A 20,638-nucleotide genomic window follows, 5' to 3' on the forward strand; every position below is an offset into this window, starting at 1 on the left:
GGCGTCGCCCTAGCCAGCTATCGCCATACCCGCGGACGCAACCCCAGGGCTCTGGCCCGCAGCCACCACATGGCCTCGATCAGCGCGGCCCCGAGCAGACCGATCCCCAAAGCGATCGAAGTCGTGGCCAGATTGGAGGGATCCAGAAAGAACTTCCGCTGCGCCAGCGGGAGGCTAAAGATCGCCACATAGGCTAGGCCACAAGCGATTACGAGACCCAGCCGCCACCAGCGATAGGGCCGGGCCACCACCGCCAGTACCCACAACGCGGTTACCAGCAGAGTTATCAGGGCGGCGGTTGAGGCTTGCGTCTGCTCCTGCCACGTCGAATGTCGCCCAGGATAGGCGGTCAGGTAGGAGACGAAGGTCGCGACGCCGACCACCAGTCCAGATGGCAGCGCAGAGGTGAGGACCCGCCGTACGAATCCTGGATAGGCCCGCTCGTCGTTGGGCGCCAGCGACAAAATAAAGGACGGAATTCCGATCGTGAACCACGCCGCGATCGTGACGTGTATTGGCTGAAACGGATACAGCAATGGATCTGCGCCCAATGGCTTGGCGAACAAGCATTCGATACCCACCAGCAACGCCAGCAACGCCGAATACACGGTCTTGGTCAGAAATAGATTAGCGACGCGCTCAATATTGCCGATCACCCGCCGACCCTCGCCGACGACGTAGGGCAACGTGGCAAACCTGTTGTCAAGCAGGACTATCTGCGCCACCGCGCGCGACGCGGGACTGCCGGTTCCCATCGCCACGCCGATATCGGCATCCTTGAGGGCCAGTACGTCGTTGACCCCGTCGCCGGTCATCGCCACCGTGTGCCCATGGGACTGCAGCGCATGCACTATGGCGCGCTTCTGGTCCGGCCGCACCCGCCCAAAAGTGGTGTAGGTATCCAGGACGTCGGCCAACTCGGGCTGCTCCGATGGCAGCTGTCGTGCATCCATGGTTTGGCCCTGCAACCCGAGCTTGGCGGCGACCGCGCCGACCGATACCGCGTTGTCCCCAGAGATGACCTTCACCGAAACATTCTGAGCGGCAAAGTACTCCATCGTTTCGCGCGCATCGGGCCGTACTTTCTGCTCCAGAATCACCAAGGCGGCCGGAGTAACCTGGCCCGGTGCGCAGGGATCGTCCACCGCCACGTCTGCGACCCCCAGAAGCAGGATTCGCAGCCCCTGTGCCCCAATCCGTTCCGCCTCCCGGGCGGCCTCGGACGCCGAATCCAGCAGCACATCGGGTGCACCGATCACCCAATTTCCGTGGTCGCGAAATGATATGCCGCTCCACTTGGTTGCCGATTTGAACGGCGCCGTTGCGGTGGAGGTCCAGTCCGGTGGTGACGGAAAGGCCTGCGCAATGGCCTGCATGCTGGCGTTGGGCCGAGCATCGGCGGCAGCCAGGAAGGCCAGCACGTCGGCGACGGCCCCATGCTGGTCGGCGATGAGTTCGTCGACATCGGACACGCGCATACCGGTTTCGGTCAGCGTGCCGGTCTTGTCGGCGCACACCACGTCGACCCGGGCCAGTCCTTCGATGGCGGGCAATTCCTGTACCAGGCACTGGCGTTGCCCCAACCTGACGACGCCGACAGCGAACGCTATCGAGGTCATCAGCACCAGGCCCTCTGGGACCATCGGCACCAACGCGCCCACCGTTCGCAGCACCGAGTCTCGCCAACCCGCGTGGGTGGTGAACAGCTGGGTATAGATGGTCAGCACCCCGGCAGGTATCAACAGATAGGTGATGAATTGCAGAATCTTGTTGATGCCGCTGCGCAATTCGGATTTCACCAGGGTGAACTTGCTCGCCTCTGCGGCAAGCTTGGCAGCGTATGCCTCGTGCCCCACCTCGGTCGCACGGTATGCCCCGCTACCTGCAACCACGAAGCTGCCTGACATGACTTGTTCGCCCACGTGTTTGGCGATCGAATCGGCCTCACCGGTGAGCAGGGATTCGTCGATCTCGAGGTTGTCCTGCTCGAGGACTTCGCCATCAACGACGACCTGATCGCCAGGTCCGAGTTCGATGACGTCGTCGAGCACCACCTCGCTGGGCGACATTGTGCGGGTGCCGGATTGCCGCCGAACCAACGGTTTCGCCTGGCCGAGGATTGCCAGGTTGTCCAGTGTCTGTTTTGCCCGCAGCTCCTGGATCATTCCGATGATGCTGTTGGCGATGATCAGCAGGCCGAACATCCCGTTGATCACCGAACCGGTCGCCAGGACGATCAGCAGCAGTACGCCCAGAATCGCATTGATCCTGGTGAATACGTTGGCCCGAACGATTTGGGCCACACTGCGAGTCGCCCGCTCGGGAATGTCATTGCTCTTACCTTCGGCTAACCGTGCCGCCACTTCGGCATCGGTCAAGCCGATGGCCGTCATCGCGTGAACGTTCCGAGCTTGTTCGAATCGAAATACTCGAGATTGAGCGTGTCACCGGCGAAGGTCGCCTTCGAGATCGAACCGGGCAAAGCGTTCTCCGTCGACAGTGCGAACGTGAAAGTGTCGCCGTCCCAATGCGTCAGGTCAAACGTCTGGTTCTTTGGCCCCATCGACAACTGCAGCTGGCCATCGCGCTCCGTCACGGTGGCGGGGCCCCAATAGTCGTTGGCGTATACCCCGATGTAGTCGCTTGGCGGCCGGGCCGGTTCAGGGTTGACCGGGGGCTGCTTGCCGACCAGAGATCCTTCCGGGGTATTGATGGGGCCCATTTGCTGTCGGTATAGGTTCGTCCAGTCTTCGCGGACTTCGCCGTATTGCACCAGATCCATGAATTGGGCGGTGAGCGCTTCGGGTATGCCGTAGGGCGCGGCATTGGTCAGCGCAACGATGGCGATGTCTTCGGAGGGTAGGACCACAAAGTTGGTAGCAGCCCCCAGCCCGAACGCCCCGGAATGGCCGTACTGGGTGCGGCCCGCGGAACTCACCGACACGGTGAACCCATGGCCGTAGAAACCGGCGCGAGCTTTCGGTGAGCGCGCCGCCGACGAGATGACCTGCGGTGTGATGGCGGGGAGCAACGCCTCCGGTGACACGATTTGCTGGCCGTTGTACTCGCCGTTGGCCAGCACCATGGTCAGCCAGTGGGCCATGTCATTGAGCGACGAACTCACCCCGCCCGCCGGCGTTTGAGCATCCGGGTCCCGTTGGAACCGGGCCTCCCACCGGTCCCCCACCTTGATGTGGTTGACCGCGTGATTGGGCCGGGCCAGGAAGTCGGCGAATCGGGAACTCGTAGAGGTCATCCCCAGCGGGCGATAGAGCACCTCCTCGGACAGGTCCGGCCAGGCCTTGCCGGCTGCTGCCGCGACCGCATCGGCGGCGGCGGTCACACCGAAGTTGGTGTATGCATAGCTGATTCGAAAGGGGTCCAACGGCAGGTACTTCAACCGTTCGAGCACCTGCGTTGTGTCGTAGCCCAGATCTTCGAGCGCATCCCCGGCGTGGTCGGGCAACCCGGACCGGTGCGAATACAGGTCAGCGATCGTGGCGTGGTCGGTGACGTAGGGATCGCTGAGGGCAAACTCTGGTAGCTTCGAAACGACGGGCGTGTCCCAAGAAACGACATTGGTGCTGACCTCGTGCGCGACCACGGTCGCCCCGATGGGCTTGGACATCGAGGCCAGCTGGAAGACCGTGTCAGTGTCGACCTTGTTGTCCTGACCGTCGCCCTTGCTGACGTCCCGCACCCCGAATCCCTTGGCATACAGCGTCTTTCCACCGTGGACAATCGCCACCGCCATGCCGGGTATACCAGTGCTTTTCATCAGCTCGGCCACTAAGCCGTCAACCTTTGCGACCGCTTCGTCGATCCGGCCCGGGGGAATGTCGATACCGGAGACCTCATTGGGCGGGAGCTGCGACGGCGTCGATGGCGGGTTGGAAATTGATTGTTTGGGAGCACATCCCACCAACGCCAGGAACATCATCACCACTGCTGTCGTCGCCGCGCGTTTGGTCATTGCCGCACTCTAGCCGGGCATCGTCGCCCTCCCGGGTAGGCCCCATGCCACGTGCCGCCAGCACCGCTGGTGACCAGCGGGCATGCGGTCATGACAGTTCGCTGCGGCGTTCATGTCCCCGATGTCCGCCGAGGATATCCCCTTGCCGTCCCTTACTGCGGTGGGACGCAAACATCACCACCGCCAAGGTTGCGGCGCCGATACCGCTGGCATGAAGCCGATTTCGGCATCGCCTCGATCAGAGCCGCCACCAGGGGTTGAATCGCAACGGCCCGGCAGGATCGATGCGCTGACCGGGCAGTGGCACGGCCACCTGGACCTGGTCTGATTCAGCGGCTTTGAGCAGTCGCTCTACCGGTTCCGCCCACGGGTGCGGCGCCAACCGGAACGTCCCCCAGTGAATCGGCACCAACAGCCCCGAACCCGTGTCACTGACATCCAGGTGCGCCCGGACCGCCTCCTCGGGATTCATATGGATGTCCGGCCACCCAGTGTTGTAGGCGCCGATGGGCATCAAGGTCAGGTCGAACGGACCATGATCGGCCCCGATCTCGGCAAAACTCTTGGTGTAGCCGGTGTCCCCGCCGAAGTAGGCGCGATGCGTCGGTCCTACGAAGGCCCACGACGCCCACAGGGTGTTGTTGCGGCTCATGAAGCGCCCGGAAAAGTGCCGTGCCGGCATGCAGATCACGCTGAGCTCGCCGACCTGGGCGCTCTGGTGCCAGTCGAGTTCGATGATGCGATCCTCGGGGACGCCCCACGACCGCAGATGTGCCCCCACCCCCAACGGCACAAAAAACGGCGCCCGCTGACTACGGACCAGCGCGATCACGGTGTCGATGTCGAGATGGTCGTAGTGGTCATGGCTGATCACCACCGCGTCTACGGCGGGCAACCCGTCGAGCTGGACCGGCGGCGGATGCAGCCGCTGTGGGCCGACCAGATCCGAGGGCGAGCACCGGTCGCTCCACACCGGGTCGGTCAACACCCGGTAGCCGTCGATCTCGACCATCGCCGTGGAGTGGCCGAACCAGCTCACCGCCAGCCGGCTCGCGTCGCCCTGGTACACCTGCGGAGCAGCCAGCGGGATCGGCTTGGCCGGGCGGCTCCCACCTCGATTCGCGAGTAGCTCCCAAGCAAGGAGCCGCATTTCTTCACGATTCAGAGTGAACACCGAGGCGGGGTCGAGGTTGACGAATACACCGTCGCGATAGTTCGGCGATCCATCCGAGGCGGCCTCGATCGCCGCAGGATCGGCACCCAACGCAGCTGGCGCTCCGTGCAGCGCCCGCATCAGCCATCCGCCGGCCGCTAGCGAAGCGGTGCCGGCGGCCAGTCTTAGTGCCCGGCCGACCATGTTGGATTACGCCCCCTGGAACTTCGGCGGCCGCTTCTCCACCCGAGCGACCTGCGCCTCGATGACGTCCTGGCTTCCCCAGGCCTTGTCGAACAGCTCCTTGTGCTCCGGCCACGGTTGCTCGATGGAACCGTCGTCATTGAGCACCCGCTTGGCATGCTGGATCGCCAACGGCGCCAGACCGGCGATCTCGGCGGCCCAGGACTGTGCATCGGCCAACGTGCCGATGCGGTTGGCCATCCCGGTGTGCAGCGCCGTCTCGGCGGTCAACTTCTCCGCGGTCAGCAGCATCGCGCGCGCCCGTCCGTGCCCTACCAGCGACGACAGTCGGCGGATGCTCCAGTTATCCAGGGCCAGGCCATATTTAGACGTAGGGAACTGGAAAAACGCTTCGGGAGCCACGACCCGCAGGTCACACTGCATGGCCAGCTGCAAACCGGCGCCGATGGCAGGCCCATTCACGGCACCGATAACCGGCATCGGGGCTGCGTCCATCACGCGGTGCAGCTCGATGAGCCGATCGGGATAGTCAGCGGCAAACGCATCACCGGATAGATCCGCTCCCGCGCAGAACGCGGTGCCCTGGCCAGTGAGTACGACCGCGCGAACCGACCCGTCGCCGGCTTTTTGGATGGCCTCCCGCAGCTCCTCGACCAGCTGCGAGTTCAGGGCGTTGCGACGCTCCGGGCGCTGCAACTCGATGGTCATAACGGCTTCGACCTGGGAGATACCGATCATGGGGCAAGCCTATATAGCCTCATCGAGTGAGTCGTATCACCACCGACCAACTGCGCGACGCCGTACTGGACGAGGGCTCTTTCATCAGCTGGGATACGCCCCCGCTAGAGGTCCCGATATCGGAGTCCTACGCGCGCGATCTGGCCGACGCCCGAGCCGCCACCGGCCGTGACGAATCGGTGCTGACCGGCGAGGGCCGCGTGTTGGGGCGCCGGGTCGCGGTGGTGGTGTGCGAATTCGACTTTCTCGCCGGCTCGATCGGCGTGGCGGCCGCGGAGCGAATCACCGCGGCCGTGGAACGCGCCACCAGCCAGCGGTTGCCGCTGCTGGCCTCGCCCAGCTCCGGGGGCACGCGCATGCAGGAGGGCACGGTCGCGTTCCTGCAGATGGTGAAGATCGCCGCGGCTGTCCGGCTGCACAAGCAGGCCCACCTTCCCTACCTGGTCTATTTGCGCCATCCGACCACGGGCGGGGTGTTCGCGTCATGGGGTTCGCTGGGCCACGTGACGGTGGCCGAACCGGGGGCCCTGATCGGCTTCCTGGGTCCCCGGGTCTACGAGCTGCTCTACGACGAACCGTTTCCCGCTGGCGTCCAGACCGCGGAGAACCTGCAGCGCCATGGTGTCATCGACGGCGTGGTCACGCTAGACGAGCTACGACGCACACTGGATCGCGCATTGACGGTACTCACCGACGCGCCAGCGCCAGCGCCAGCGGCGCCAGCTCCCACTGCGATACCGGATGTTCCGGCGTGGACTTCGGTGCTGGCATCGCGACGACCCGACCGGCCGGGGGTGGAACACCTGCTGCGTTACGGGGCCACCGACCGAGTGCTGCTCTCCGGGACCGGTTACGGCGACGCGGCGACCACGCTGCTCGCGCTGGCCCGCATGGCCGGTCAGCCAATGGTGGTGCTTGGCCAGCAAGGGATCGGTGGCGGGATCATCGGACCGGCGTCGCTGCGCGAGGCTCGCCGCGGCATGGCACTGGCCGCCGAGCTGCGGCTGCCGCTGGTCCTGGTCATCGACACCGCCGGCCCCGCATTGTCCGCCGATGCCGAGCAGGGTGGGCTGGCCGGCCAGATCGCCCAATGTCTGGCCGAGTTGGTGACGCTGGGCACCCCGACGGTGTCGGTGCTGTTGGGGCAGGGCAGCGGCGGGCCGGCGCTGGCGATGGTGCCCGCAGACCGGGTATTGGCCGCCCAACACGGCTGGCTAGCTCCACTTCCGCCGGAGGGCGCCAGCGCGATCGTCTTCCGCGACACCACCCACGCCGCCGAGCTCGCCGCAGCGCAAGGCATTCGATCGGCGGACCTGCTGGCCGCCGGGATCGTCGACGTCATAGTTCCCGAACTCCCCGACGCCGCAGCTGAGCCGGTCGAGTTCGCCCAACGACTTTCGATCGCCATCGCGACCGAGGTTGCCGCGCTGCGTGAGATACCCGACGCCCAGCGCATGACGGCTCGACTCGCGCGGTACCGCAGCATCGGGCTCCCGCGCGACCGCTGACCTGCGGCGGTGCCGTTTAGCGGTCGGGCTTCGGCCCCGCTGCGGCGATTTTGGTGTGGCAGGTTAGCCAGGATCGAATGCGTGGCGGAGGGACGGGAGAATCAGCAAGGCCGGTTCGGTAATGTGATGCTGGGTCTGCGCAGCTCGCTCGATTCTCCCGTCAGCACCGCCTGCCCCGCACGGCAGGAATCATTCTGAGCTGCCGCGAGAGTCCAATTCGAATTCAATTTCTCTTACAACAGCCTCTTTTTACCGACCAGGATCTGGCTAGCACCCGTGAGAGAGCTCGGTGATCGATTTTTAGCCCCACGGCCGTTACCGCAGAGATTGCACCATTCCGCCAACGTGCGCAGATCACTACGGAGGCGCAGCCGCATCGCCGCCACCCGGCGAGAGACCGGCTCCATGAGACAAACTTGTCCAATCCTGTTCCTTTACATCTCTTTTGAGACATGCATGTTAAATCTCACACTGAGGATCGTAAGGAAAATTCCCCTTTTGAATAAGAAGCGAACGCCTAATATGGACACCGTCAAGTTTCAGCAGTACGGTCAGCTACGTGCCCCACGACCATCCAGCGAGCCCGCTCTCGTATCGGCTTGCCGAAGCGGGATCGGTTGCCGCCGTTGCCAATCGGGGCCGCCACCCCGAACGGCGCCGCGTTCACTGCAAGCTGCGCAGCTGGCCACCATCGGATTCCCCACAACGACCGGATGTCATGACGGCGCGCCGGCAACATTGCGCACACCGGCCCTTGCGGATGGCATGGTGCGGCAACACCGTTCACCTCCACACCGCCATCGCCGGCAAACCCATTGGCGCCCGCACCCATCCTGAAATGGTGTTTCATGCAGTTCGATGGCGATCCCATACACCAAATCGCGCTATTGCGACCGTCTCGAGACGAGAGTCGGCGCCGCGGCCCATGGAAGCGGCAACGCGCTCGATCCCGAGAAATTTTTGCGAGTTTGTAGTTAGATCAACTACGCAGGGGTCTGTGATGACTTCAGCCGGCGGGTGCGGTTGAGGATCGTTGGTTCGGGTTGAATGGGCGCGCGGGCGCGGGGAGTGGTATTGGTTACGGGTAGAGTGCGGGCGTTGGCGGTGGGGCTTACCGCGGGATTTATTGTTTACCTGGATACAACGGTATTACTTGTAGCTTTCGGTGCTATTTCGGCAAGTTTTCCGGAGGCATCCTCATCCGCCCGGTCGTGGGTGCTTGACGCGTATTTCATTGTGTTTGCCGCGTTGATGGTGCCGGGCGGGCGTTGGGCAGATCAGTTCGGTAGCCGCAACGTCTTCGCCATCGGTGTCAGCACGTTCATTCTGTCGTCTGTGGGTTGCGCGGTCGCGCCCACGTTGGGCGCGCTGGTTGCGGCTCGAGCGGCACAAGCGGTGGGTGCCGCGCTGATGGGGCCGGCTTCGCTTGCGCTGATTCTTCCTTATTTTGGTCGGGGTTCTCGGGCCACTGCGGTGTCGCTATGGGGTACCTCGGCGGCGTTGGCGGCGGCACTGGGGCCACCCCTCGGGGGGTTTCTCGCCGATACCGTGGGCTGGCGCGGGATTTTCCTCATCAACGTGCCGATCGGGTTGGCCGTGCTTGCCGGGTTGCGCAATGTCGACAACCGCGGCGATGCCGTGGCGGGGCAGCTGGTGAACACGAGCGCGATCGTCCTGATCGCTTCGGGTGTGGGGGCGCTGACGGCAGGCATCCTTGAAGGCCCGTCCTGGGGCTGGGGCCAGCGCCGGACACTGCTGTTGCTGATTGCGGGTGCCATCCTGCTGGCCGCGGCGATGGTGGGGGTGGCACGCCACCACCGCCGCGCGGAGCCGATACACGATTTCGACAAGGGCCGTTTCTTCGCCGCCAATGCGGCGACCGCGATCTTCGGGGCCGGCTTCTATGGGTTGTTACTTGCCGTCGTGTTCTTTCTGACGTCGCACTGGCACTATTCCACTTTCGAGGCGGGACTGGCCATGATGCCGATCTTTGTTGCGGCCGCGCTTGCGGCTATCCCGGCCGGAAGGATCGCAGATGCGCGGGGACACCGATGGGCGGTGATCCCCGGTTGCTGGGTTTTCGCTCTCGGCGTTTTCCTGTTCTGGTTACTGACAACGAGCCGAGCCGACTATGCGTCACGGTGGCTGCCCGGATCGATCCTCTGCGGGATTGGCATCGGGTGTGTCATGCCGGTTCTCGCAAGCGCTGCGATCGATGCGATGCCCGGCCAGCTCCTCGGCACCGCCAATGCACTCAATTCCATGTTGCGGCAATTCGGCGCGGCCCTGGGCACCGCCGCGGTGGGCACGTTGCTTGTTGAGCGTTCCGGTCACTCGCCCATCGACGTGGGCAGCTTCCGGGTCGTATGGGCATTTCTGGGGACTTTGGCCATCGCCACGATTCCGTTTGCGCTGCGCCTGATACGACCGGCGTGGCAACGACCGGTCGAGGAGCCTCAACCGGCAGCCGCCGAATGCACATCGCCACCCTAGCCGTCTCACGGAGCACTTTCAGGAAGAAACACCTCAGGGCAAACGATCAATGACAGGGATTAGGGGCACAAATCATGGATCTCTTCGATAAATTTGTTGCGGTAGACGAGCCGCTGCTACACATTTCTCGTGCCACACATGGCATAGCGACATATCCCAAGCTGGATGGGCCCGTCGGCGCCCACATGAGGTGGCAAGACCGCGAGCAGATCGTATGGAGCATCAACAACTATCTCGGAATCGCCAATCTTCCTGAAGTACGGGAAGCCGATGTCGAGTTCGCTCGACTCTACGGATTCGCAAGACCCATGGGCTCACGAATGATGTGCGGCGAGACGGACATCCTCGAGCAGTTGGAAGAGGAGCTGGCCAATTATGTGAAGAAGCCGGCGGCGCTCTTTCTCAACTATGGGTATCAAGGCATGGCCTCACTCATCGACTCACTCACCACCTCCTCAGACTGGATCGTCCTGGACTCGCAATGCCACGCGTGCATCATCGACGGGGTCCGGCTGAAGAAGAAGGGCGGCCTCGACCAGACACGTACGTTCTCGCACAACAATATTGACGAACTCCAAGCATGCCTGGCCGAGATCGATCGGGTGCGCAGTGCCGACGCCGGCGTATTGGTGATCACCGAAGGGGTTTTCGGCATGTCCGGCGACCAGGGTGCACTACGTGAGATCGTCGAACTCAAGAAGACCTACGATTTCCGATTGCTCGTTGACGACGCACACGGGTTCGGCGCCCTGGGCGCAACCGGCAGCGGAGCCGGGGAAGAACAGGGCGTCCAAGATGGTATCGACCTATATTTCAGCACCTTCGCCAAAGCGGCCGCCGGCACTGGGGCATTCGTCGCATCAGAGGCCAACGTAATTTGGAAACTGCGCTACACAATGCGCTCGCAGATCTTCAGCAGAGGCCTACCCCTGCCGATCATCGCCGGAAACCTGTTCCGCTTCGAGTTGCTGCGCACCCGCCACGATCTGCGCCAGCGAGCCCATGCCATCGCACATGAGCTTCAAACATCGTTGACCGACAAGGGATTTGACATCGGCAACACCCAGAGTCTGGTCACACCGGTATTCCTGCAGATGGACCCGTTGCTAACCCTCGAATTTCTGAACCGAATGCGCCACGAGCACAACGTATTCTGCTCGGGCGTGATGTACCCGGTGGTCCCCCCCGGGGTTGTCCAGCTACGACTGGTGTCCACCGCATCACACGACACCGCCGACGTGGAACCGACAGTAAACGCCATCGCGTCGCTCTACGACGAGCTAGTCCCCAACCGGGATCGTGACCTATCACCGGCACCTGAGCTCGGCGCGGTCTAACACCAGAATCCTATTGGGCGGACACGATGACAACTCACAGCCTCGCCGAATCACCATCTCGCCATCACAACCACTGGCCCCCAACCACACGATGTAGTAACGGGCCAGCTGTGATCGTCGACCTTCGCACCCGAAGAAGACCCGCACCCGCAGCGCCGACCAGCGAGCGCACCCCATGACCCGCTACGACTCACTGCTGGCCACCTTGGGCGATACGCCCCTGGTTGGCTTACCACGACTCTCACCAGGCTGGGACAACAGTCCGCACGTGCGGTTGTGGGCCAAACTCGAAGACCGCAACCCCACCGGGTCGATCAAAGATCGCCCAGCGCTGCGGATGATCGAGCAAGCCGAGGCCGACGGTTGGCTGCGGCCGGGCGCGACGATCCTGGAGGCCACCAGCGGCAACACCGGCATCTCCCTGGCGATGGCCGCCAAACTGAAGGGGTATCGGCTCATCTGCGTGATACCGGAAAACACCTCGATCGAGCGCCGTCGGTTGCTCGAGCTCTACGGGACCGAGATCATATTTTCCCCCGCCGAGGGCGGATCCAACACCGCGGTAGCGCTCGCCAAACAACTGGCCGCCGAACACCCCGAATGGGTCCTGCTCTACCAGTACGGCAACCCCGCCAACTCCGACTCCCACTACCGCGGCACCGGCCCGGAACTGCTCGCCGACCTGCCCGAGATCACCCACTTCGTCGCCGGCCTAGGCTCCTCGGGCACTCTGATGGGCGCCGGCCGATTCCTGCGCGAACACGTCGCCAACATCAAGATCGTGGCCGTCGAACCCCGCCACAACGAAAAACTCTGTGGGATGCGCAATCTCGACGAAGGATTTGTGCCCGAACTGTATGACCCCACGCTGGGGGCCGTGCGCTACCCGGTCGCCACCGCCGATGCCGAGCACCGCATCCGCGAACTCGCACACACCGAGGGCGTCCTGGCAGGCCTGTCCACGGGCGCGGCCCTACACGCCGCATTGGAGATCGGCACTCAAGCTCTGCGAGCAGGCGAGCGTGCCGATATCGCGTTCGTCGTCGCCGACGCCGCGTGGAAATACCTCTCCTCCGGCGTCTATGAACACCCGGCACCTAGCAAGTTACTGGCCCCATGACGCCACGATGCGAGCCCGCAAGTACGACGCGAACACCCAGAACCGGACCATCGGATTTCTTCCTCATATCGAATCAAACGAAATTCGGCAGGAGGGTGAACCCGTCTCCCAAATACTAAAAACAACGCCACGGCTCGCACCGGCCACGATCGGCACAACCCCGGCCGCACAGCATGAACACCGCGAATTAATCCGGAAGTCCGCCAACCCCCGACACCACGCCTACAGCTAAGGCATCACTGACATGACTACTGCGATGAGCGTCTTCGACGCACTGCCAGACAGACTGCAGGACCCGGTGGTACTGACCGCCCCATTCCTGATACTCCTGATCGTTCTCGAATGGATAGCCGCACGCAAACTGCTAACCACCAGCGCGCCCGCTGCCGACGACTCGAGAAACGCGCCCGGGGCCCACTTCGGCCCCGACACCATCGCAAGCCTGTCCACCGGGTTGGTCTCACTGGTCACCGGCGCCACCTGGAAGACCATCGCCGCAATCGGCTACGCCGCCATCTACACCTACGTCGCGCCCTGGCATCTTTCCCCACACCAGTGGTACACGTGGGTTATCGCGGTCCTGGGCCTAGACCTCATCTACTGCGTCGATCACCGCATCGCCCACAGAGTCCGGCTGATCTGGGCCGCACATCAGCCACACCACTCCAGCGAATACTTCAACCTGGCCACCGCGGTACGCGTGGAATGGAACAAGAGTGGCGAGATCATCATGTTCGCCATACTGCCGCTGTTGGGAGTTCCTCCGTGGGTGGTGTTCTTCAGCTGGTCAATAAATCTGACCTACCAGTTCTGGGTCCACACCGAACGGATCGGCAAACTACCGCGCTGGTACGAATACCTCTTCAACACACCGTCACACCACCGGGTGCACCACGGTATGGATCAAATGTATCTAGACAAGAATTTCGGCGGAATTCTCATCATCTGGGATCGCATGCTGGGCACATTCCAGGCCGAAGAATTCCGCCCACACTACGGACTCACAAAACCGGTCCACACCTTCAACATCTGGAAGCTACAAACCAACGAATACGCGGCGATAGTCCGAGACTGGCGCTCAGCAACTCGACTACGCGATCGACTCGGCTACGTCTTCGGACCGCCGGGCTGGAAACCGCAGACACCCGCCAACCAGGAAACCGGCAGGCTGGCCAAGTCCGCTTGACCCCCAAGCCATCGAGTTGGCAATCCGCCTCAGCCGACCCGCGCAGCACCGCCAGGTCTCAGCGGATCAACACCACGCCAAGAAGTTGACTGAGCCAAGCTCGTGCCGCGTCCTGGTTGCCGTCCAGTAGAAGTTGAATGCTGACCCCGTCATAGGCGGCGACCACGGCGCGGGCGGCGTCGGCAACGCTGCCGATCGCTGCGGGTAGTTCGACATCGCTGCCAGCAAGCCGGTCTTCCACTGCGGCACGCAGCTGCGCCCGTTGGGCCGCCAGGCGTTGGGCGAGATCCGGGTGGCGGGCGGCGTGCATCAGGAAGTCAGTCTTGATGAGCAGCCAGTCGCGGTCGAGCAACAAGGTGCTGGCGATTCGATCCACTGTCCCGGGCACGTCGGTGGGATCGTCGACGCTTGCCATGGCGGTGCCGACCTGTTCGGAGATCAAGGTGGCGCGCTGGTCATAGAGGGTGAAGAAGAGTTCCTCGAGGCTGTCGAACTGCGAGTAGAACGCCCCCCGGGTGTAGCCGGCCGCCGCACACACATCCTCGATGCGCACGTGCCCGAACCCTTTGTCTGCGAACACCCTGAACGCCGCATCGACCAGCCGGGCCCGAGTCTCGGCGCGCCGCTTGGTCACGCGCGCCGGCGTGGCAGTGTTGGCTTGCGGTGTCATCTACATCACACTCCGATACATCAACGCATCCGATGCATTAATGTATCAGATGCGTGGGCGTAGGGCATACTCACACATAACTCTAGGAAGGCTGTCGGATGGACGCTGATGTCATCGTCGTCGGTGCAGGTTTGGCCGGGCTGGTCGCCACTCACGAACTCACCCGCCGGGGTAAGAAGGTCGCGGTGGTCGATCAGGAGAACGAGAAGAACCTCGGCGGTCAGGCCTTTTGGTCGTTCGGCGGACTCTTCCTGGTGGACAGCCCCGAACAGCGCCACCTCGGAATCAAAGATTCCCTGGAGTTGGCGTGGAACGACTGGTCCGGCAGCGCGGCGTTCGACCGGCCCGACGATGAAGACTTCTGGGCCACCAAGTGGGCGCGCGCCTACGTGGAGTTCGCCGCCGGCGAGAAGCGCTCTTATCTGACCGACCTCGGAATCCGGTTCATGCCCACCGTGGGATGGGCCGAGCGCGGCGACCTGCGCGCCGAGGGCCACGGCAACTCCGTTCCCCGTTTCCACATCGCCTGGGGCACCGGCACCGGCGTCGTGGAACCGTTTGTCGACTCCGCTCTACAGAGCGCCAAGGACAAGCTGGTGACCTTCTACCATCGGCACCGCGTTGACGAGCTGGTCATCACCGACGGCGTTGCCACCGGGATCAAAGGCACCGTGTTGGCGCCCGATGACGCGGAGCGCGCCACTCCGTCCAACCGCGACGAGGTAGGCGAGTTCGAACTGTCGGCGCAGGCGGTCATCATCACCACCGGCGGGATCGGCGGCAACCACGACATGGTGCGGCGATACTGGCCGGACCGGATGGGCACCCCGCCAGCCTCGATGATCACCGGCGTGCCCGCCTATGTCGATGGCCGGATGCTCGACATCGCCAACGACAGCGGGGTACGCCTGGTCAACCGCGACCGGATGTGGCACTACACCGAAGGCGTCAACAACTGGGACCCCATCTGGCCCAAGCACGCCATCCGCATCATCCCCGGCCCGTCGTCGATGTGGTTCGACGCACTGGGGCGCCGGCTACCGGCCCCCTACCTGCCCGGCTACGACACCTTGGGCACCCTGCGCCACCTGCGCACCACCCCCGAGATCGCCAAGTACGACCACTCCTGGTTCATCTTGAACCAGAAGATCATCAAGAAGGAGTTCGCCCTCTCGGGTTCCGAGCAGAACCCCGACATCACCGGCAAGAGCCGCAAAGCCGTTCTGCAAGAACGGTTTTTAAACAAGGACGCGACCGGTCCGGTCGAGGCGTTCAAGCGCCACGGCGCCGACTTCGTCGTCGCCAACAGCCTGGAAGAACTCGTCGAGAAGATGAACGGCCTGACCGACGAACCGCTGCTGGATCCGGCCGCGATCCGCAGGCAGATCGAAGCGCGGGATCTGCAGGTCGCCAACCCATTCTGCAAGGACGTTCAAGTTCAGGGGATCCGCAATGCGCGACGCGCCCTTGGCGACCGGCTCGGCCGCGTCGCGGCGCCACACCGCATCCTCGACCCCAAGGCGGGGCCGCTGATCGCGACGAAACTGCACATCCTGACCCGAAAAACATTGGGCGGCATCCAAACCGATCTGTCGTCGCGGGCGATAAGCAACAACGGCGAACCGATCGCGGGCCTGTATGCGGCGGGAGAGGTCGCGGGGTTCGGCGGCGGCGGCGTGCACGGTTATAACGCGCTGGAAGGCACGTTCCTGGGCGGCTGCATTTTCTCCGGGCGCGCCGCTGGCCGTGCTGCCGCCGACGCCGTCTGAGCGAGTCGCTGACCCTCGCGAGCAGACGTGGAATCGCACAAGATCTGCGATCTTGATGCGATTCCACGTCTGCTCGCGCCAGTGGCTCCCAAATAGCTAGCCGCGACCCGGCGCCTACCCTCCCACCGCCATAGCCGGCAATCAGGCAAAATGGGCGGCATGGACACTGGTGCGAACTCACCTCGGGTCTTGGTGGTCGACGACGATTCCGATGTGCTCGCCTCGCTGGAGCGCGGTCTGCGGCTGTCCGGATTCGAAGTATCGACCGCCGTCGACGGTGCCGAGGCCTTGCGCAGCGCCACCGAGACCCGGCCGGACGCGATCGTGCTCGACATCAACATGCCCGTGCTGGACGGCGTCAGTGTCGTTACCGCACTGCGTGCCATGGACAACGACGTCCCGGTCTGTGTGCTGTCCGCGCGCAGCTCGGTCGATGACCGAGTGGCCGGTCTGGAGGCCGGCGCAGATGACTATCTGGTCAAGCCATTCGTGCTGGCCGAATTGGTGGCCCGGGTCAAAGCGCTGCTGCGTCGCCGCGGGGCCACCGCGACATCTTCATCGGAAACCATCACGGTGGGCCCGCTGGAAGTAGACATCCCCGGCCGACGGGCCCGGGTCAACGGTGTCGACGTCGACCTCACCAAGCGCGAGTTCGACCTGCTCGCGGTCCTGGCCGAGCACAAGACGGCGGTGCTGTCGCGGGCACAACTACTCGAACTGGTGTGGGGCTATGACTTCGCCGCCGACACCAACGTCGTGGACGTATTCATCGGCTACCTACGCCGCAAGTTGGAGGCCAACGGCGGCCCGCGGCTACTGCACACGGTCCGCGGGGTCGGATTCGTGCTCAGGATGCAATGAGTGCAATGACAGTGATGAACATCTTGTCGCGAATTTTCGCCCGTACGCCCTCGCTGCGCACCCGGGTGGTCGTCGCGACGGCCATCGGCGCCGCGATTCCGGTGCTCATCGTCGGAACCGTGGTCTGGGTCGGGATCACCAACGACCGCAAGGAACGGCTGGACCGCCGGCTGGACGAGGCCGCGGGTTTCGCCATCCCGTTCGTGCCGCGTGGCCTCGACGAGATACCGCGCTCCCCCAATGACCAGGACGCACTGATCACGGTCCGCCGGGGCGACCTGGTCAAGTCGAACTCCGACATCACGCTGCCCAAGCTGCAAAAGGACTACGCCGACACCTACATCCGGGGGGTGCGTTACCGGGTGCGGACGGTCGAGATCCCCGGACCGGAGCCAACATCGGTCGCGGTGGGCGCGACCTACGACGCGACCATCGCCGAGACCAACAACCTGCACCGCCGGGTGCTGTTGATCTGTACGTTCGCCATCGGCGCGGCAACGGTATTTGCCTGGCTGCTGGCCGTATTCGCGGTGCGGCCCTTCAAACAGCTCGCCGAGCAAACCCGCTCGATCGATGCCGGAGACGAGGCGCCGCGGGTAGAAGTGCACGGCGCCAGCGAGGCCATCGAGATCGCCGAGGCCATGCGAGGCATGCTTCAGCGCATCTGGAATGAGCAGATTCGAACCAAGGAGGCGCTGGCCTCGGCGCGCGACTTCGCCGCGGTGTCCTCCCACGAACTGCGCACTCCCCTGACCGCCATGCGAACAAACCTCGAGGTGCTTTCCACCCTGGATCTTCCCGACGACCAGCGCAAAGAAGTGCTCAACGACGTGATTCGGACGCAATCGCGAATCGAGGCCACCCTGGGTGCCCTGGAGCGGTTGGCCCAGGGCGAACTGTCGACATCCGAAGACCATGTGCCGGTTGACATCACCGAGTTGCTCGACCGTGCCGCCCACGACGCGATGCGCATTTACCCCGACCTCGATGTGTCGCTGGTGCCCTCGCCGACCTGCATCATCGTCGGCTTGCCGGCGGGGTTGCGGCTGGCCGTGGACAACGCCATCGCCAATGCGGTCAAACATGGCGGGTCCACCCGGGTCCAGCTGTCCGCGGTCAGTTCACGGGCCGGGGTCGAGATCGCCGTCGACGACAACGGCAGCGGTGTCCCCGAAGCCGAGCGCCAGATGGTGTTCGAGCGGTTCTCCCGAGGGTCGACGGCGTCGCATTCGGGCTCCGGCCTCGGGTTGGCCCTGGTGGCCCAGCAGGCCCACTTGCATGGCGGGACCGCGTCACTGCAGAACAGCCCACTCGGCGGCGCGCGACTGCTACTGAAACTTCCCGGCCCCAGCTAGTCCGATAGCGCGAACAGCGTCACTTCCGGTGCGTGCTCTTGCTCCACGCGGTGAAGAATGCCCGCGCGGCGGCCGCTTCGTCCTGAAACCAGACCTGAGCGCACGTCGTCTCGTACGACGAGTCCTCGGGGGTGTAGTAGTGGCGGGTGTCGGTGCGCCCCTTAACGACCCAGCCCTGGGGCCCAGTGCCGTCGGCATCGGCTCGGGCCGAACCCGGGCCGTACGGGGCAAACCGCCCCGGCGCCAGCTGGGCAGCCGAGGACTCCTCGGTAACAGCGGTCTTTTCGGTCGGTGCCCTCTTGGCCCGCGCAACCTTTTTCTTCGGAACTCGCTTGGCCCCCACCATGCGCTTCACTGGGCGCTTCCTGGCCCCAGCAATCTTGCGCGCGGCGGCCTTTTTCGCGGCGGCGGTCTTCTTCTTCGCGCCGGGAACCTTCTTCTTGGGCGCGTCCTCGCCTGCGGCAGCCTTCTTTTCGCGTGGCTCGGCGGTCGCCGTCTTCATCGCCGGGGGCTTGGTCTCGGCGTCTGCGGCGTCGGCTCCGCCCCCCGAAGCAGCGGCTGCCACTTGGTATTTGGTGGATCGGACCATCAGGGCGCAGGTCAATACCAGTCCGAGTAGGAACGACAGGATTATCAACCACCAGTGCACATGGGCCATCACTGCGCCACCTCGGTCTGGTGGGACTCGGCTGGATCCGGCTCCTCGGCCTGCACGGTTTGCTCGGTCTGCTCGGTTTGCTCGGTCTGCTCGGCCTCTACCGCCTCCGCTGTGGTGGCGACCGGTTTGATCGACACCGTGACAATCCCCCAGGCAACGGCCGAGCCCACAACGAAGGCAGCCAGGTAGTACAACCACTGGATCACGAAATCCACGCTGGATTCTCCTTAGCTGACCACGATTTCGACACGGCGGTTCTTGATGCGGCCCTCGGCCGTGTCATTGCTGGCGATCGGGTTCGCCGAGCCGAGACCCTTGGCGGTGATGTGATCGGTGGCAACGCCGTGGGCCACGAGGAAGTCGGCCACCGTCTGGGCACGCTGAGCGCTCAACGGAATGTTGAGGCCTTCGCTGCCGCTGTTGTCCGTGTAGCCGTTGACCGTCACCTTGGCATCCGGACACGCCCTCAACTTGTCCACCACCTGAGTCAGGACCTTATTGCTGTCCGGGGTCAGGCTCACCCCATCGTTCCCGAAGGCGATCGCCCCACCGGTCAGCGCCGTGACGGCCGCCTGCAGGTCGGCACATGCGCCGGTGGCCGCGGGACCCGTTGGAGGGGTGCTGCCAGCAGGCTGCCCCTTGACCTCGATCTGGTTTTCCACGTTCACGTCGGGCCAAACGCTCGTTGCCGCGCTTCCGACCGCATCCTTCTGGTCCGGCGATGCGGCGGTTCCGGTCAAGGTGATGGTGTCCCGTTCCACCTTGAGGGTGAAATCCGGAATCGGCCCGCTGGCGGAGAAAACAGGTTCGGCGTTGGAGAAATCAAGCGCGCGGACCTTGGGATCGATCTGGATCTGATCGACCACGGTGACATTTTGACTCAGCAGGCCCTTGAGCGACGTCATCAGCGCCGCTTTGGCATCTTCATTGGGAAAATCGCCGATTAGCGTCAGGGTATTGCCACTGCGGCTCACCGACAGCAATGACAACGACAACTCGGGCCGATCTGGCTTAGCGGAACTCGCCGTAACGGTCGGCAGCTCACCGGTCGGCCCGTTGACCGACGTCGGACGCTGGTAGGCGCCGTAACCGAGGGCCGCCAACAGCAATGGAATAACCACCACGCCGATTAGCCAGGAAACGCCCAGCGGGCGCCGTTCGAATTTCGGTTCCTTCGGCGCCTCGGTGGGTGCGGGCGCCTCGTCCAAGCCCGCGTCGGTACCCACCCGCACTTCTCCTTAGCGTCAGTTGGTTGCACAGCCCTCGCGGTGCCCCTGGCGATATGCAGCCTACCGACTCCCCGCCAGAGCAATTACCGATGTCAGGCACACTGGAGCAATGGCTAATGGGCGGAAACCGACGGACAGCGAAACCCTGGCCCATATCCGCGACCTTGTCGCCGAGGAGAAGGCATTGCGTGAGCGGCTTGTGCACCGCGAAATCTCCGAGTCAGAGGAGCATGAACGACTGCGCCTCATCGAAATCGAACTCGACCAGTGCTGGGATCTGCTGCGCCAGCGCCGGGCGCTGCGGGAGACCGGCGGCGACCCGCGGGAGGCAAGCGTGCGTCCCGCCGGCCAAGTCGAGGGATACTCCGGCTGACACGACCCCGC

The 20,638-nt window shown here is 64.0% G+C and carries 17 protein-coding genes; 9 read left to right on the forward strand and 8 right to left on the reverse strand.

Annotated elements, in window-relative coordinates:
- Window positions 1-17: 17 nt before the first annotated feature.
- From CCUG20998_RS22930 to CCUG20998_RS22945, 4 genes are all read right to left on the reverse strand, one after another.
- On the reverse strand, window positions 18-2,393 hold the full coding sequence (locus tag CCUG20998_RS22930; RefSeq protein WP_020729615.1) for a cation-translocating P-type ATPase: 2,376 nt from the start codon (window positions 2,391-2,393) through the stop codon (window positions 18-20).
- Window positions 2,390-3,973, reverse strand: a complete 1,584-nt coding sequence (locus CCUG20998_RS22935) for a serine hydrolase (protein ID WP_020729614.1) — start codon at window positions 3,971-3,973, stop codon at window positions 2,390-2,392. Before CCUG20998_RS22935 ends, CCUG20998_RS22930 begins: the two co-directional genes overlap by 4 nt.
- A 238-nt stretch (window positions 3,974-4,211) precedes the next feature.
- Window positions 4,212-5,330, reverse strand: coding sequence for an MBL fold metallo-hydrolase (locus tag CCUG20998_RS22940; RefSeq protein ID WP_012396166.1), 1,119 nt, complete (start codon window positions 5,328-5,330; stop codon window positions 4,212-4,214).
- A gap of 6 nt (window positions 5,331-5,336) precedes the next feature.
- On the reverse strand, window positions 5,337-6,068 hold the full coding sequence (locus CCUG20998_RS22945; RefSeq protein ID WP_011738605.1) for an enoyl-CoA hydratase: 732 nt from the start codon (window positions 6,066-6,068) through the stop codon (window positions 5,337-5,339).
- Between the two features lie 26 nt (window positions 6,069-6,094).
- Here CCUG20998_RS22945 and CCUG20998_RS22950 point away from each other — a divergent pair, with 26 nt between their 5' ends.
- The 5 genes from CCUG20998_RS22950 to CCUG20998_RS22975 all read left to right on the forward strand — a co-directional run bounded on the left by CCUG20998_RS22950 (window position 6,095) and on the right by CCUG20998_RS22975 (window position 13,712).
- A complete protein-coding gene (locus tag CCUG20998_RS22950; protein WP_020729613.1) occupies window positions 6,095-7,576 on the forward strand; it encodes a carboxyl transferase domain-containing protein in 1,482 nt (493 codons plus the stop codon).
- Window positions 7,577-8,623: 1,047 nt separating this feature from the next.
- Window positions 8,624-10,069, forward strand: a complete 1,446-nt coding sequence (locus tag CCUG20998_RS22960; protein ID WP_036456053.1) for an MFS transporter — start codon at window positions 8,624-8,626, stop codon at window positions 10,067-10,069.
- 74 nt (window positions 10,070-10,143) lie between these two features.
- Complete coding sequence (locus CCUG20998_RS22965) at window positions 10,144-11,406, forward strand: aminotransferase class I/II-fold pyridoxal phosphate-dependent enzyme (RefSeq protein ID WP_015357083.1); 1,263 nt, start codon at window positions 10,144-10,146, stop codon at window positions 11,404-11,406.
- Between the two features lie 175 nt (window positions 11,407-11,581).
- Complete coding sequence (locus CCUG20998_RS22970) at window positions 11,582-12,526, forward strand: PLP-dependent cysteine synthase family protein (protein WP_015357084.1); 945 nt, start codon at window positions 11,582-11,584, stop codon at window positions 12,524-12,526.
- A gap of 244 nt (window positions 12,527-12,770) precedes the next feature.
- Window positions 12,771-13,712, forward strand: coding sequence for a sterol desaturase family protein (locus CCUG20998_RS22975; protein ID WP_036456052.1), 942 nt, complete (start codon window positions 12,771-12,773; stop codon window positions 13,710-13,712).
- A gap of 58 nt (window positions 13,713-13,770) precedes the next feature.
- On the opposite strand, the gene CCUG20998_RS22980 is transcribed toward CCUG20998_RS22975, so the two are convergent.
- Window positions 13,771-14,382 carry a TetR/AcrR family transcriptional regulator gene (locus CCUG20998_RS22980; protein WP_020729608.1) on the reverse strand — a complete coding sequence of 204 codons (612 nt, stop codon included), beginning with the start codon at window positions 14,380-14,382 and terminating at the stop codon, window positions 13,771-13,773.
- A 98-nt stretch (window positions 14,383-14,480) separates the two neighbouring features.
- Between CCUG20998_RS22980 and CCUG20998_RS22985 the strand changes: the two genes are divergently transcribed.
- From CCUG20998_RS22985 to prrB, 3 genes are all read left to right on the forward strand, one after another.
- Window positions 14,481-16,151, forward strand: coding sequence for an FAD-binding dehydrogenase (locus CCUG20998_RS22985; RefSeq protein WP_020729607.1), 1,671 nt, complete (start codon window positions 14,481-14,483; stop codon window positions 16,149-16,151).
- A 150-nt stretch (window positions 16,152-16,301) separates the two neighbouring features.
- Complete coding sequence (gene prrA, locus CCUG20998_RS22990) at window positions 16,302-17,012, forward strand: two-component system response regulator PrrA (protein WP_012396175.1); 711 nt, start codon at window positions 16,302-16,304, stop codon at window positions 17,010-17,012.
- A gap of 14 nt (window positions 17,013-17,026) precedes the next feature.
- Window positions 17,027-18,367 (forward strand): two-component system sensor histidine kinase PrrB, encoded by a 1,341-nt coding sequence (prrB, locus tag CCUG20998_RS22995; RefSeq protein WP_036426280.1) that lies wholly within the window; start codon window positions 17,027-17,029, stop codon window positions 18,365-18,367.
- 19 nt (window positions 18,368-18,386) lie between these two features.
- Here prrB and arfC read toward each other — a convergent pair whose 3' ends face one another.
- From arfC to arfA, 3 genes are read right to left on the reverse strand one after another with little or no spacing between them, the layout of a single operon-like run.
- Window positions 18,387-19,025 (reverse strand): channel accessory protein ArfC, sunset domain variant, encoded by a 639-nt coding sequence (arfC, locus tag CCUG20998_RS23000; RefSeq protein ID WP_020729606.1) that lies wholly within the window; start codon window positions 19,023-19,025, stop codon window positions 18,387-18,389.
- Window positions 19,025-19,240: a channel accessory protein ArfB gene (gene arfB, locus CCUG20998_RS23005; protein ID WP_020729605.1), complete on the reverse strand. Its 216-nt coding sequence runs from the start codon at window positions 19,238-19,240 to the stop codon at window positions 19,025-19,027. The genes arfC and arfB overlap by 1 nt, the downstream gene beginning before the upstream one ends.
- Window positions 19,241-19,252: 12 nt before the next feature.
- On the reverse strand, window positions 19,253-20,251 hold the full coding sequence (gene arfA / locus CCUG20998_RS23010) for a channel-forming protein ArfA/OmpATb (RefSeq protein WP_020729604.1): 999 nt from the start codon (window positions 20,249-20,251) through the stop codon (window positions 19,253-19,255).
- Between the two features lie 112 nt (window positions 20,252-20,363).
- Between arfA and CCUG20998_RS23015 the strand changes: the two genes are divergently transcribed.
- Window positions 20,364-20,627, forward strand: a complete 264-nt coding sequence (locus tag CCUG20998_RS23015; protein ID WP_011738616.1) for a DUF2630 family protein — start codon at window positions 20,364-20,366, stop codon at window positions 20,625-20,627.
- Window positions 20,628-20,638 lie beyond the last annotated feature (11 nt).

The sequence above is a fragment of the Mycobacterium marinum genome, from assembly GCF_003391395.1.
Taxonomy (GTDB): Bacteria; Actinomycetota; Actinomycetes; order Mycobacteriales; family Mycobacteriaceae; genus Mycobacterium; species Mycobacterium marinum.